Source organism: Antarctobacter sp., assembly GCF_034670325.1.
Classification (GTDB): Bacteria; Pseudomonadota; Alphaproteobacteria; order Rhodobacterales; family Rhodobacteraceae; genus Antarctobacter.
In genome coordinates this window covers 99,636-113,301 of record NZ_JAXMNR010000009.1, presented here as the reverse complement: position 1 = coordinate 113,301, position 13,666 = coordinate 99,636, and the positions used below count along the sequence as shown (strand labels likewise).

Sequence of the window (13,666 nt, the reverse complement as noted above, 5' to 3'; positions counted from 1 at the left end):
TGGAATCACAAAGACGCGTTTGCGTCCAGAGACTTGAAAGGGATCACATGACAAAGGCCTTTGCATCCGCCGGAGACATGGCAGAAAAGAAGACCAGCTTTACCCAGGTGGGTGACGGTCTGTACGCCTTCACCGCCGAGGGCGACCCCAACACCGGCGTCATCATCGGCGACGACAGCGTGATGATCGTCGAGGCGCAGGCCACCCCGCGTCTGGCGCGCAAGGTGATGGAACATGTGCGTTCGGTGACGGACAAGCCGATCAGCCACCTTGTCCTGACCCACTACCACGCGGTCCGCGTGCTGGGTGCGTCGGCCTATGGCGCGCGGGAAATCATCATGTCCGACGTGTCCCGGTCAATGGTCGCCGAACGCGGGCAAGAGGACTGGGACAGCGAGTTCGACCGCTTTCCCCGCCTGTTTCAGGGCCATGAGGAAATCCCCGGCCTGACATGGCCGACTACGACGTTTTCGGACTCGATGACTGTCTACCTTGGCAACCGCCGCGTCGACATCATGCATCTGGGCCGCGCCCACACGGCAGGTGACGCCGTGGTCTGGGTGCCCGATCAAGAGGTTATGTTCACCGGCGACATCGTCGAATACCACTCGGCCTGCTATTGCGGCGACGGGCATTTTGGCGACTGGGAAGACACCCTGTCCAACATCGCCATGTTCGAACCCAAGAGCATCGCTCCGGGACGCGGCGACGCGCTGGTCGGAAAGGAAATGGTCGCACGCGCGATCGCGGCGACCGCCGATTTTGTGAACTCGACTTACAAGCCGGTGGCCAAGGTCGTCGCCCGTGGCGGTTCGCTGAAAGAGGCATGGGACGCCTGCCGCGCTGAATGCGACCCGAAATTCTCGGACTATGCGATCTATGAACACTGCCTGCCGTTCAACGTCGCCCGCGCCTATGACGAGGCCCGCGGCATCGACACACCCCGCGTCTGGACTGCCCAGCGGGACAAAGACATGTGGGCGGAATTGCAGGGGTGAGCGTGCTCGATGCCATTGCCAGCCTTGCGACGGGGCTTGCCGCGCTGGCGCTGGGGGTAGGCATGTTGGCCCTCTGGCTGCATTTCGTCCGCCACACGGCAGGCCAGCTGCGCGAAGATGGCATGGCCCGTGCGATGCTCTCGGCGCGTTGGCTGCGCGAGGGGCTGGCCACTCTGCGCCAGTCCCGCTCCGGGCGGCTGGCACGCGCCATGGCACTACTGTTCGCCGTATCGGGCGGCGTGTCGGTGCTGCTCGCCTTCGCCCTGTCCCGACTGACTGCCTGACTGCCTGACTGCCTGACTGCCTGAGAGGAACCGCCATGATCCACGACCGTTACCAACTCGCGTTCAAACTATACCCCTACGAACGTTCATCCGATCAGGACGCAGACTCCCCCGTCCGGCACCCGGTGGTCGTCATGGGCGGCGGCCCAATCGGGGTTGCCACGGCGCTGGACCTTGGCCTTCAGGGTATTCCGGTTGTCGTGCTGGACGACCATGAGGGCATTGGCATGGGCAGCCGCGCGATCTGTTTCGCCAAGCGCAGCCTTGAGATTGCCGACCGCTATGGCTGTGGCCAACCGATGCTGGACAAGGGCGTGGTCTGGAACCTTGGCAAGGTGTTCCACGATGACCGCAAGGTGTTCGAGTTCAACCTTTTGCCAGAAGCGGGCCACAAGTTCCCTGCCTTCATCAACCTGCAACAGCCCTATTTCGAACGCTTCCTGGTCGAGCGCGTCCGTGAGGCACAGGCCAATGGCGCCCCCATCGAGTTGCGCGGCAAGAACCGGGTCGACAATGTCACCACCCATGACGATCACGTCACGCTAGAGATCACCACCCCCGAGGGGCCATACACCATCGAGGCCGATTGGCTGATCGGTTGTGATGGTGCCTCCAGCCCGTTGCGCAGCATGATGGGGCTGGATTTTGAGGGCCGCGTCTTTGAGGACAGTTTCCTCATCGCCGACATCAAGATGGTGAACGACACCTTCCCGACCGAGCGTTGGTTCTGGTTTGAACCGCACTTCAAATCCGGCGCTTCGACCCTGCTGCACAAGCAGCCCGATGGCGTCTGGCGGGTAGATTTCCAGATCGGCTGGGACGTGGACCGCAAGAAAGAGTTGCAAGAGGAAAACGTCCGCGCCCGGCTGGACGCCATGCTGGGTGAGGTCGACTATGAGATCGTCTGGACCTCTATCTATACCTTCCAATGCCGCCGGATGAGGAAATTCCGCCATGGACGCGTGCTCTTTGCCGGAGACGCCGCGCATCAGGTGTCGCCCTTTGGCGCGCGCGGCGCGAATTCCGGGATGCAAGATGTCGACAACCTTGGCTGGAAACTGGGTCTGGTGATCGACGGCAAGGCACCCGAGACCCTGCTGGACAGTTACGATGCTGAACGCGTCTTTGGCGCGGATGAGAACATCCTGAACTCCACAAGGTCGACCGATTTCATCACCCCCAAGTCGAAGATCAGCCACACCTTCCGAAACGCCGTGCTGGATCTGGCCGAACAGTATGAATTTGCGCGCCCGCTGGTGAACTCCGGCCGCCTGTCGGTGCCCTGCACCTATGATGCTGGCCCACTGAACAGCGAGGATGCGCTGCCCGGCGGCCCGGCACGCACGCGCCCCGGCAGTCCCTGCCCCGACGTGCCTTTGGAGGGTGGTTTTCTTCTGGACCAGCTGGGCGGCGGTTTTGTCCTGATGACCATTGATGCAGACGCCCCGGAAAGCTTTGAAGAGGGTGGCATTGCGCTGAATCGCGTGGCGCTTTCTGCTGCCGATGGCACGCACGATCTGCTGGCCGAGCGCTATCTGGGCGAGGCCGCGTCTGGCGTTTACCTGATCCGCCCGGATCAGCACGTGGCTGCGCGCTGGCACACCTTTGATGATGCCGCCACCCGCGCGGCGCTGCGCCTTGCAGTTGGATTGGAGTAACAGATGGCCGACCTGACACTGACCCCCAACCTCGACCGTCCGGACGATTTTTACGCCGCGTTGATCGCCGCCCATGACGGGCTGAGCGAAGACGACAGCGCCGCCTACAACGCGCGTCTGATCCTGATCCTTGCGAACCAGATCGGCGACGCGCAGGTGATCGACGCGGCCCTAAAGGCCGCCGCGAAACCGGACAGATGAGCATCGAGGCCCCTTGATGGAAAAGCTGACCCTACAGTTAGAGACCTTCTTTCCCTACCGCCTTGCGGTGGCGGCAGAAGGGTTCTCGCGAACTCTGGTGGATGTTTATGGCCGCGAATTTGGTCTCAGCCGCGAGGAGTGGCGGTTGCTGTTTCTGTTGGCGGGCGAAGAAAAGGTCACGTCGCGGGACCTGAGCCGCCGATCCACTTTGGACAGGGTTCAGGTCAGCCGCGCGTCGCAGCGGCTGGAGGACAAGGGCCTGATCACCCGGAAGGTCGCGCCGGATGACCGCCGCTTGCGGGTCTACGCCTGCACCGAACAGGGCCGCGCCTTGTTCGCCGAGGTGCTGCCACAAGTCGAACATCGGTCTAGCGAGATCTTGCGCGCCATGTCGGCCGAAGATCGCGCCGCGCTGGAACGGGGACTAGATGCGCTGACCGACGCGATTGGCAATCGGACCGGCCTTCCCGACACAGAGCGCGACCCCCTGCCCTAATACGGATTTTTGGCCCCGCGATCGGTCGACAATGACTGTTGCCGCCGTTCCACCAACAATTCGATGGCGTCGGCCAAATGCTCGCGGTCGATGTGGTGATCGCCACGCGCGACGCGGATGCGATGCGCCTCGATCATCACATCGGCATGACGGCAGCCCTCGGGCGGTTCAAACCTGTAGCTGGCCAGCTCGATGCGCAGGCCCAGTGGATCGCGGAAATAGATCGAGTCCATGAACCCCCTGTCCACCGGTCCTGAATGCGACACGCCGCGCGCATCCAGCCGCGCCGCCGCCTGCCAAAAGCTGGCCTGACTGACGTTCAGTGCCAGGTGGTGCAGCGATCCCGTCGCCTCTGGCACCGACGTGGCATCGGGCTTGCGGGTCTCATTGGTGAATATCGTGATCAAACGGCCGTCGCCCGGATCAAAGTACAGGTGCCCCTCATCCGGGGCATCAAGGTTTGGCTGATCAAAGATGAAGGGCATGCCCAGCACGCCCTCCCAGAAATCAATCGAGGTCTGACGGTCGGCCCCGATCAGGGTGATGTGATGCACGCCCTGCGTCTGAAGCTTTCGTATTTCGTCTGGCTGGCTCATTCTGGTCCCCCCGGTGATGCGCATGGCGCACGCCATGCCCTGCCAAGAGAATGGGCCAGTTTGCGCAAAGTTCAAACACTTGGTCGATTGGCGTGGTTGACGTCAGGCGCCCTGATCGGCGCTGGACCGGCGATAGGCTGCGGGCGTCTGACCTGTCCGACGACGGAAGGCGCGCTCAAAGCTGCTTGCCTCGGAATAGCCCAGACGGTCCGCGATGTCAGGAATCGGCAGGGCGGTTTTGGCAAGCAGGGTCATGGCACGGAGATCGCGGCAATGACCGAGGATCTCGGCAAAGCTGGTGCCTTCATCGGCCAGCCTGCGCCGGAGACTGCGCCGTGACAGCCCCAGTTGCCGGGCGACCAACGTCTGATCCGCGTGCCCGCTGCCCATGGTCAGCAACACCTGCCGCCTTGTCCGCGCCACCACGCTGCAGTCACGTTCCAGTCGGAGAGCGACTTCGGTCAACTTTGACGACCGCACCTGAAAGTGCCGCAGGTCCCCACCGGGCATCGGCTTGTCCAAAAGCCCTGCGCTGAAGGTCAGCGCGTTGGTATCCGCCTGATAGATAACAGGGCTGAGAGCCGCGGCCCCGATGCGATGGTCCGCCCCTTGATCGGGATGCTCAAAACACAGCTCCGTCGGGCACCAACCGGCCCCCGCCACACGCGCGATCATTGAAGCAAAGACCCCGATCGTCAATTCCGCGTCCTGATCCCGTGGCCAGATGTTCGCATCCAGAATGCGGTAGGACAGGCAAGCCTCACTGCCACGGACCTCCAACCGAAAATCCGTCTCGTCCTGCACCGTGTTGAAGGCCCGTTCGACCAGTCGCAAGGCTGCGCCCAGTGTCGGGGCCGCCATCGCCGCGCGACCCACCTCTCCGATATTGGCGAAGTCAAAATTGGCCCCCACGAAGCGTCCGAAATGCGGGGCATGCAGGCGGCTGGCCGCGATCTGGTTCAACGTAACAAACTGCCGGAGCGGCAGCGAAGAGGGCCGCGCCATAAAGTCCGGCATCTCAACAGCAGCGGCGGCGCACACTTGGGAAACGTCGCCGCCAAGATCGCGCACAATCCGAATCGGATCGCGAATGGCGGTGGCAACGATTTTAGCGGTGTCTGGCATGACGGCTTGATACGCTTGAGTTGGCTGGCCCCTGTGCGAGCTTAGCATTGCCTGATTGGAACGCAAAATCGCGCTCGCGCAAGATGCCGCCGCCATGCGGCACGCAGATTGTCCGAAAATGTCGGATGGGATGCACCTTTCTGTTTCTACGCTGACGATATGAACAAAGTTTGCTCACCCAGCGTTCCGGACATTGCGATAGCGGGCGGCGGCCCCGCGGGCGCGATCGCCGCTATTCTGCTGACCCGTGCTGGCGCGCGGGTGACGCTGGTCGACGGTGCGCCACGGACGGATTGGGTCGAGGGTGCCGGGGCGCGGCTGGTCACTGCCATGAGAGCCCAAAATCTGGCGCTGGAGGGGCTGGGTCCGATGGTGGAACGTCGGGTCACTTGGGGCGACCTGACCGGGATTCCCAACCGTGAACACATCCTGTCCCGCCGTGCTTTTGACGCCGGTTTGCGCGCGCAGGCCGAGGCAGAAGGCGTCACACGGGTCAACGGAACCGTGGCCAAGGTGCAACCGGGCGCGATCCTTCTGGCGGACGGGCGGTGCATCGCGGCGGGACTGGTGTTTGAGGCTCGAGGACGCCGCGCCCGCACTGCGCCGGGCCGCAAACGCGGCGTTCCGACCGTCAGCATATCCGCCCCCACCCAGGCCGTCGCACCCGGCGCAGAGGTCATCGCCCACGTCGATGGCTGGATCTGGCGGATCAGCGACGGCGTGCGCGGCTGGAGCCAAGTGACCGTCGACGCCGATGCTGCAAGCGATCCCGCGCAGGTCTGGCGGGACATGATCGGGTTTGACCTGCCTGCTTCGGCGCGCGTCACCGGCGCTGAGCTGCGGCTTTCCGCGCCTGATCTGGACCCGGACGTGCCGCGCCTTGGCGACGCCGCCGTGGCAATGGACCCGCTGTCCGGTCACGGGCTGTTCTGGGCGCTGGCCTCTGCGTTGATGGCCGCACCGCTGGCAGAGGCGCTGCTTGGCGGTCGAACAGACATGGCCCGCCGGTTTTACAAAGATCGCGTTGTTGCGACCTTTGACAGGCAAGCCCGCGTTGGGCGCGATTTTTACCGGGCTGCCGGTCTAGACGGCCCCTTCTGGCAGGCACGTCGCATCTGGCCCGACGACATCCCCGCAGAGCCGGTTCCGCCAGCCGCCGCCTTTCTGGAACGTCGCGTGGTGGTGCGCGGCGGTCGGCTGGCCGAAACAAACGTCTTGATCACGCCGCAGGAACCCGAGGGCGTCGCCTTTGTCGGCGGGATCGAGATCGGGCCGGTTCTGGCCCTGCTGCGCCACGGCACCCTGCCCGACAAGGACGCCTTTGCCCGTCACATCCTGACGGACGCACCGCCCGAGACCGCATTTCGCATTCACGACTGGCTGACCGATCGCGGCATTCCGACCGCACCGGCACCGAACAACAAGGAGGTTACATCATGATGAACCGAGGAGGCGCGCTGGTGCTCGCCGCCATTTGCACCGTGGCCGGGGGGTTCGCCCAAGCGCAAGACGGCAAGGAATTGCTGGAAACCACCTGCGGCACTTGCCACGCGATGACCGATGCCGGGCTGACGCGAATTTCCGGGCAACGCAAATCGCCAGAGGGCTGGCTGATGACCATTGTCCGGATGCGCATTTATCACGGGCTGGACATCTCCGTCGATGAACAGGCGGACCTTGTAGCCTATCTTGCGGACACGCAGGGCCTTGCCCCCTCGGAAACCGCCGACTGGCGCTATGCCCTTGAAAAAGATCCTACCCACGTTGAAGCCATCGATGAGCCGTTGGGAACGATGTGCGCGCGTTGCCATACGGGCGCGCGGGTCGCGCTGCAGAGGCGGACCGCCGAAGAATGGGCCCTGCACATGGATTTCCATGTCGGCCAGTTCCCCACAATCGAATATCAGGCGCTTGGCCGCGACCGTGAATGGTACAAGATCGCCTCGGAAGAGATTGTACCCCTGCTGGCCGAAACCTATCCGCTGGAAACCGACGCATGGACCGCGTGGCAGGCAGCGGACAAGCCCGATGCGGCCGGTGACTGGGTTGTGCTGACCGATCTGCCGGGAAGCGGCCCTGCCTATGGCACGCTGACCGTCGCGGGCGATGCCGCCCCCTACGCCGTGACCGGAGAAATGACGCTGGCGGACGGCACCACAGCGCCGGTTGGCGGGCAAATGAATCTCTATACAGGCTTTGAATGGCGCGCCAACCTGACCATCGGCGGCAACGCCTACCGGCAGGTGCTGGCCATGTCCGAGGACGGCAGCGCCCTTGCAGGTCGCCAGTTCCTGCGCGATGACGACAGCCTTGGCGGGCAACTGACAGCAGCCAAAGTCGGCAGCGGCCCTGCCCTGCTAGGTGTGGTGCCAGAGGCCATTGCCGGGCAAGACGCCATGGTTCAGGTCGTCGGCACCGGATTGGACGACATGCAGATCGAAGGCAGCAACGGCCTTGCCGATCAGGTCACGGCCAACGCCTTTGGCGCAACCGCGCATCTGGCTGGCGAAAGCGCCGGTTTCACCTTTAGCGCTGGCGATGACACAGCCAAGGCCGCGCTCTTTGACACCCTTGACCGCCTGACGGTCGAACCCGGCTTTACCATTGCCCGCGTCGGCGGTGGCTCTGACAACGGGCCCGCCCCGGTGCCCGCGCGGTTCAAGGCGATCGGCTGGTGGAACGGGCCGGACGGCACTCCCGATACGGACGACGACATCCGCCTTGGTGCCGTCGATGCCGAATGGAGCGTCGAAAACCACGACGATATCGCCGAGGCGATGAAGGACGCAGCCTTTGCCGGACAAATCGGCGCCGACGGGATCTTTACCCCCGCCGTGGCTGGACCCAACCCGGAACGCCCGTTCTCGACCAACAACGCGGGGGACCTGAAGATCGTCGCCAAGGCGGCGGGCCTGACCGGCGATGCACAGTTGATCGTGACCGTGCAGCGTTTCATCGATCCGCCGATCCGCTGATCCGCTGAGGGAGACACAGATGGGATACCTACGTTTTCAACCACACAATGCCCACATGGTGCGCGTGGAAGAGCGGGACTTGCTCTTTCACATCCCCACCACGTCGCTGTTTGAACTCGACGCGCTGGATGGGGAGGTTCTGGGCTACTTCGCCGAGCGGGGCGATGTTGCAGAGGCCGACATGCGCGACCGTTTCAAGGGGCAAGACCCCGCGCAGCTGGCCGAAAAGCTGCAAGGGTTGCTGGACCTCGACATCCTGACGGATGGCAGGCCGGTGACGGCAGAACGCCCGGACATCAAGATCGAGAACTTTCCGCTGTCCACGATCATCCTGAACGTGAACACGGGCTGCAACCTTGCCTGCTCCTACTGCTATAAAGAGGACCTTGATACGCCCAACGCCGGGCGCAAGATGGCCTTTGACACGGCGGTGCAGTCTATCGACCTGCTCCTCAAGGAAAGCCCGGACCGCGAGGCGTACAATATCGTCTTCTTCGGCGGTGAGCCGCTGTCGAACATGCCATTGATCCGCGACGTGGTCGCCCATGCAGAGCCGCGATTTGCAGCTTTGGGCAAGGAAGTGAACTTTACCCTGACCACCAACGCGACGCTGCTCACGGAAACGCTGGTGGACTGGCTGGACGAACATCGCTTTGGCCTGACCGTGTCGATGGACGGGCCAAAGGCGCTGCATGACCTCAACCGCAAGACCGTTGGTGGCAAGGGCTCTTACGATGCGGTCGCCGCCAAGGCGCGGATGCTGCTGTCGCGTTACAAATCGCGCCCGGTGGGCGCACGCGTGACGCTGACCGCCGGTGTGACCAAGGTCGAGGAAATCTGGGACCACCTGAAGAACGACATCGGCTTTGCCGAGGTTGGTTTCAGCCCGGTGACCTCTGGCGACATGACCGCCTTCAATCTCAGCGGCGATGAACTGCTGGAGGTCTTCGAGGGCATGAAATCGCTGGGCCGCCGCTATCACCGCGAGGCTCGTGAGGGCCGCAACATCGGCTTTTCCAACATGCACCAACTGATGCAGGACCTGTGGGAGGGCCGGTCAAAGGCGCTGCCCTGTGGTGCGGGCATCGGCATGTTGGCGGTCGACCATTCCGGCACCATCAACCTGTGCCACCGGTTCACCGGCACGGACCTCAAGTTCGGCGACGTGACGACAGGGATCGAAAAGCCCAAGCTGGCCGGGTTCCTCGAAAGCCGGCTGGACCGCACTGACAAGGGCTGTGCCACCTGCCGCATCCGGAACCTGTGTTCCGGCGGCTGCTACCACGAAAGCTATGCGCATTTCAGCGACCCGCTGAAGCCTGCGTATCACTACTGCGACCTGATGCGGGACTGGATCGACTTCGGCATCGAGGTCTACGGCGACCTGATCGCCTCCAACCCGCAGTATTTCCACGATCACATTGCCCCCAGAAAGGCGAACCACAAATGAAACCGCTGAACCAGAAAGCCGCCCGGACGCTTCAGGCCGCGGCGGAAGACAAGATGGACGAGGTCCGCGCCATGCAGACCGTGACCGCAGGCTGCGCCACCACCTTTGACCCCGGATGGGAGGTCGATCCCTTTGGTGGCGTCGCCGCCCTGTGCCAGCCGATGGAGGCCGATCTTTACGGCTGTTCCGACCCCTGCTGGTGGCCCGCGCAGGTGCCAGACACCATGGTCACCTACCCGGACTGGAGCGCGGACGCCCCCAACGCCGCCGACGACTGGCGCGCGCTTGGTACGGTTTTCCCCAAGGACTCGAACACGTGAGGCGCATGATGAAAAACGCATTTCTTCTGACGGCGCTCCTTGCGGCGGCCACACCCGCCGCCGCCAAGGATCTGTTGGTCACAGTCGCCAAACCCGGCAACCTTTATGTCTATGACGCGGCTGAGCGCGCCTTGGTCAAAGACTGCCCGATGGGGACCGAAATGAGCCCCGGCGTGATCCAGATGTCGCCCGACGGCAAGACGGCCTATGTGCTGGTCAACCGCTGGCAGGACGTGATCGGGATCGACATCGAGACCTGCGAAAAGGTCTTTTATGCCGCGCAATCGACGGATAAGATTACCCGCCGTTCGATCGCGTCACTGGCGGTCGCCGCCGACGGGTCCGAGATTTACACCGTCCGCAACCCCACGCGAAAGCTGGTCGATCGCTACGAGGTGATGGAACCGGAGTTTGCGGTCTATGCCGCCGATGGCGGGCTGGAGGCAGAGCCGGTCCGCACCTACCCAGCCCCGCGCCGGTCAACCGTGATGCAGACTGGTCAGGACGGCACGGTCTATATCGGCGGGCATGAGATCTACGGCATGGACCCCGCCAGCGGCACGCTGAAGGTGGCCATTCCAAACGCCAGCTGGGATCGCCCGCTGCACAGCCCCCCGGATGTTCTGGCCTTTTGGCCCATCGGCACCCAAAACGCAGAGTTCATGCTGATGTACACCGCCGCCGTCTTCAGCGACGAGACGCAGACCGAACTGGCGGATTTTGTCTGGGGTTTTTCCTCTGTCGATCTGGAAACCGGCGATACCACGGTGCAGGATTTTGCCTCGCTAGAGGTGCTGATGTTCTCTGGCGTGCGCGATCCGAACGCCGAGAACCTGCTGTACGGCGTCTATACCCAACTGTCGAAACATGACGTGGACACCCGCGAGTTGATCAAGCGCGTGGACTTGCCGCATACCTATTACGTCATCAATATCTCGACCGACGGCAAGGAGATCTATGTGGCCGGAACCAATGACGACATCGGTGTCTATGATGCCGAAACGCTGGAGCGGATCGGCGAGATGCTGGTGCCCTCGGGCGGCGATATGGGCACCGCGACGCTACAGGTCGTGCAGGTCGATTGACTCTGGTGCGTCCGATCAAACGGCGTGACACCACGCTGTCTGCGCGCCTCGGCCATTGGGCCGGGGCGCGCCTTTTCGATGATCGCGCGGCGGGTTGGCTACTGCCGATCCTCCTGCCCCGGCTGCGTATTCTGGGGGTTTTGCTGGGTCTTGGCCTGATAGCAGCGCTGGCGGCTCTCGCGCCACCCTATCTGACCAAACTGGTGATCGATCAGGGCCTGATGGTCGGTGATCCACAGGCGCTCATCTTCTGGTCGTTGATGCTGCTGGCGGTGGGCTTTGCCAGCCTTGCGATGGGGGCAGTCAACTCGGTCCTGCACATGCGGGCCTCTATCTCGATGTTGGCCGATTTGCGCGGGTTGCTGACAAGGACAGTCCTTGAACGCTCTGCCGCGTGGCGCGCGCGGGGACGGACGGGCGAAATCCTTGCCCGGATCGACGGCGACGCCGGCGAAGTGCAGCAATTCGCCTTCAACGCGCTGCTGACCGGGTCCTCCGGTGTGTTGCGGCTGATCGGCGGGGCGGTGATGCTGTTCCTGCTGAACTGGAAACTGGCGTTGCTGGCGGTCTCTCTGGCCCCTCTGGAACTGGCGTTCTTCGCCTTCGCACGCCCACGGACGGAAAAGCTTGCCCGGGAAACACGGGCCGAACGCGGCCAGTTCGCCGGACAGATCGCCGAGATGATCGCCGGGCACGGGGCCATTCAGGCGGCGCGCGCGGAGGCCCCCGTGGCCCGCAGCATAGCCCGCCGCCAGACCACCCTGAACGCCGCCCTGATGCGCGCGCAACTGTGGGGAGAGGTCACGCGCGGCGTACCCACCGGGTTGGCGGCGCTGGTGCGGTCCGCGATTTTCCTTGTCGGCGGGTTGATGGTGATTGACGGGACTTGGCCGCTTGGCTCGCTGATTGCCTTCATCGCCTACCTCGGGTTTCTCGTCGGCCCGATGCAATCGCTGATGGGCCTCTGGCACGCGCAGGCGCGGACCAAGGCCGCACTGGACCGGCTGTCGGGCATCATGGTGGCTGAGGACGCCTTGCTATGGCCCGACCAGCCTTTGCCCCTGCCCGAGGGGCCGCTGGATCTGCGGCTGGAGGATGTGGCCGTCTCACATGGCGCGCGAGAGATTGCCGCAGGGATCACCTTTGACGTTCCGGCGGGCACGAAACTGCGCCTTACCGGGCCAAGCGGGATGGGAAAATCCTCGCTCCTTGCGCTGTTCCAGCGCCATGCCGACCCCGAACGGGGGCAGATCCAGCTGGGCAGCTGCGACCTGCGCAGCCTGTCGCGCCAAGACTTGCGCGGCGCGGTGGCCTTTGTGCCGCAACGCCCCTTTGTGATCGAAGGAACCGTCGCCGAAAACCTTGCCATGTCTGCGCCCGATGCCACGCGGACCGCGATGCTAGAGGTCCTGTCCATTGTCGGCCTGTCGGACCGTTTCGCCGCACGAGGCGGGCTGGATGCCTGGCTGGGCGAAGACGGTTTGACCCTGTCGGGGGGCGAACGCCAACGGCTCTGCGTCGCGCGTGCGATGCTGCGTCCGTTCCGCGTACTGATCCTGGATGAGGCGCTGTCAGAGGTGGATGCCGCCCTTGTTGCCGGGATCATCGCCGCCCTCGATGCCCGACATGTCCAAGCAACGCGGATCATCGTCACCCATGGCAATGAGGCCGCCTACGGCCAGTTCGATACCACCGTCGACCTGTCACGCTGGGCTGTGACATGACCCGGATCGCGCTGATCGATGGCCCCTTGTCAACAGAAAGCCCCGGCGTTGCCGAGGTGATCGACCCTGTCGGGGGCGCAAGACTGCGCAGCCCTGCCGGACAGCACGCGGCCGCCATCGCCGCCGCAATCCGGTCTGAGGCACCCGATGTTGCCATCATCAGCATTCCGGTTTTTCAGGGGCGACTTGCAGCCTCGGTCGCCGATCTGGTCACGGCGCTGCGGCTGGCCGCCGACACCGACGCCGTAATCGTGCATTGCTCTCTGGGGTTGGGCCGGAACGCACCAGAGGTCGCCGAGGCCATCGCCGCGCTGGCGGATCGGGTCATCGTTGCCTCTGCCGTGGCGCGCGGCGGACCGGTCTGGCCTGCCGCCCTGCCCACGGTGATCGCGGTGCAGGGCGACGCACGTTGTGCGCCGGGCCAATGGTCCCACCTTGACCTGCCGACGGCCGACTTCGGTGCCTGCCCCCGCCTTGGGCACAGACCGGATGTCGCCGGTCCCAGCATCGCCGCCGCGCATGTGACCGGCGTGCTTGCCGCGCAGGGCGTGAAATGCCCATCAGCGGCGAAAGCGTTTCTTGAAACCGGCGCATCCTTTGTCGGGCGAGAACACCGGACCGCAGAGACTTGACGCGCCTACACCGCCGAGTGTTGGAAACACGCCGCCGACGCGTGCCAGTCAAAGCGTGGTCCATTGCCGATTGTTCGCAATCGCGCCCCTCTTCGACGTGAAACTCTCGCAAACATCTGTGC

14 protein-coding genes are annotated in these 13,666 nt (G+C 63.9%); 12 read left to right on the top strand and 2 right to left on the bottom strand.

Features of this window, described 5'->3' with window-relative positions; translation table 11 throughout:
- Nucleotides 1-47: 47 nt before the first annotated feature.
- Genes VOI21_RS20465 through VOI21_RS20445 form a run of 5 tightly spaced genes read left to right on the top strand, consistent with a single transcriptional unit; the run spans nt 48 to nt 3,637 of the window.
- Nucleotides 48-998 carry an MBL fold metallo-hydrolase gene (locus tag VOI21_RS20465; protein ID WP_323771814.1) on the top strand — a complete coding sequence of 317 codons (951 nt, stop codon included), beginning with the start codon at nt 48-50 and terminating at the stop codon, nt 996-998.
- Nucleotides 995-1,282 carry a hypothetical protein gene (locus VOI21_RS20460; protein ID WP_323771813.1) on the top strand — a complete coding sequence of 96 codons (288 nt, stop codon included), beginning with the start codon at nt 995-997 and terminating at the stop codon, nt 1,280-1,282. The genes VOI21_RS20465 and VOI21_RS20460 overlap by 4 nt, the downstream gene beginning before the upstream one ends.
- Before the next feature lie 35 nt (nt 1,283-1,317).
- On the top strand, nt 1,318-2,940 hold the full coding sequence (locus VOI21_RS20455) for an FAD-dependent oxidoreductase (protein ID WP_323771812.1): 1,623 nt from the start codon (nt 1,318-1,320) through the stop codon (nt 2,938-2,940).
- Between the two features lie 3 nt (nt 2,941-2,943).
- Nucleotides 2,944-3,141: a DUF2783 domain-containing protein gene (locus VOI21_RS20450; protein ID WP_323771811.1), complete on the top strand. Its 198-nt coding sequence runs from the start codon at nt 2,944-2,946 to the stop codon at nt 3,139-3,141.
- Nucleotides 3,142-3,157: 16 nt separating this feature from the next.
- Nucleotides 3,158-3,637 carry a MarR family winged helix-turn-helix transcriptional regulator gene (locus VOI21_RS20445; RefSeq protein WP_323771810.1) on the top strand — a complete coding sequence of 160 codons (480 nt, stop codon included), beginning with the start codon at nt 3,158-3,160 and terminating at the stop codon, nt 3,635-3,637.
- On the opposite strand, the gene VOI21_RS20440 is transcribed toward VOI21_RS20445, so the two are convergent.
- Nucleotides 3,634-4,215 (bottom strand): VOC family protein, encoded by a 582-nt coding sequence (locus VOI21_RS20440; RefSeq protein WP_323771855.1) that lies wholly within the window; start codon nt 4,213-4,215, stop codon nt 3,634-3,636. The genes VOI21_RS20445 and VOI21_RS20440 overlap by 4 nt on opposite strands.
- A 120-nt stretch (nt 4,216-4,335) precedes the next feature.
- Nucleotides 4,336-5,358 carry an AraC family transcriptional regulator gene (locus VOI21_RS20435; protein WP_323771809.1) on the bottom strand — a complete coding sequence of 341 codons (1,023 nt, stop codon included), beginning with the start codon at nt 5,356-5,358 and terminating at the stop codon, nt 4,336-4,338.
- A gap of 159 nt (nt 5,359-5,517) precedes the next feature.
- Between VOI21_RS20435 and VOI21_RS20430 the strand changes: the two genes are divergently transcribed.
- The 7 genes from VOI21_RS20430 to VOI21_RS20400 are packed head-to-tail and all read left to right on the top strand — an operon-like array spanning nt 5,518 to nt 13,544.
- Nucleotides 5,518-6,798, top strand: coding sequence for an NAD(P)/FAD-dependent oxidoreductase (locus VOI21_RS20430; RefSeq protein WP_323771808.1), 1,281 nt, complete (start codon nt 5,518-5,520; stop codon nt 6,796-6,798).
- Nucleotides 6,795-8,333 carry a quinohemoprotein amine dehydrogenase subunit alpha gene (gene peaA / locus VOI21_RS20425; protein ID WP_323771807.1) on the top strand — a complete coding sequence of 513 codons (1,539 nt, stop codon included), beginning with the start codon at nt 6,795-6,797 and terminating at the stop codon, nt 8,331-8,333. The genes VOI21_RS20430 and peaA overlap by 4 nt, the downstream gene beginning before the upstream one ends.
- A gap of 19 nt (nt 8,334-8,352) precedes the next feature.
- Nucleotides 8,353-9,783 carry a quinohemoprotein amine dehydrogenase maturation protein gene (peaB, locus tag VOI21_RS20420; RefSeq protein ID WP_323771806.1) on the top strand — a complete coding sequence of 477 codons (1,431 nt, stop codon included), beginning with the start codon at nt 8,353-8,355 and terminating at the stop codon, nt 9,781-9,783.
- Nucleotides 9,780-10,103, top strand: a complete 324-nt coding sequence (gene qhpC / locus VOI21_RS20415; protein ID WP_323771805.1) for a quinohemoprotein amine dehydrogenase subunit gamma — start codon at nt 9,780-9,782, stop codon at nt 10,101-10,103. Before peaB ends, qhpC begins: the two co-directional genes overlap by 4 nt.
- A gap of 8 nt (nt 10,104-10,111) precedes the next feature.
- Nucleotides 10,112-11,188, top strand: a complete 1,077-nt coding sequence (gene peaD / locus VOI21_RS20410) for a quinohemoprotein amine dehydrogenase subunit beta (RefSeq protein WP_323771804.1) — start codon at nt 10,112-10,114, stop codon at nt 11,186-11,188.
- Nucleotides 11,189-11,193: 5 nt separating this feature from the next.
- Nucleotides 11,194-12,912: an ABC transporter ATP-binding protein gene (locus VOI21_RS20405; protein ID WP_323771854.1), complete on the top strand. Its 1,719-nt coding sequence runs from the start codon at nt 11,194-11,196 to the stop codon at nt 12,910-12,912.
- Nucleotides 12,909-13,544, top strand: a complete 636-nt coding sequence (locus tag VOI21_RS20400) for a hypothetical protein (RefSeq protein ID WP_323771803.1) — start codon at nt 12,909-12,911, stop codon at nt 13,542-13,544. The genes VOI21_RS20405 and VOI21_RS20400 overlap by 4 nt, the downstream gene beginning before the upstream one ends.
- Nucleotides 13,545-13,666 lie beyond the last annotated feature (122 nt).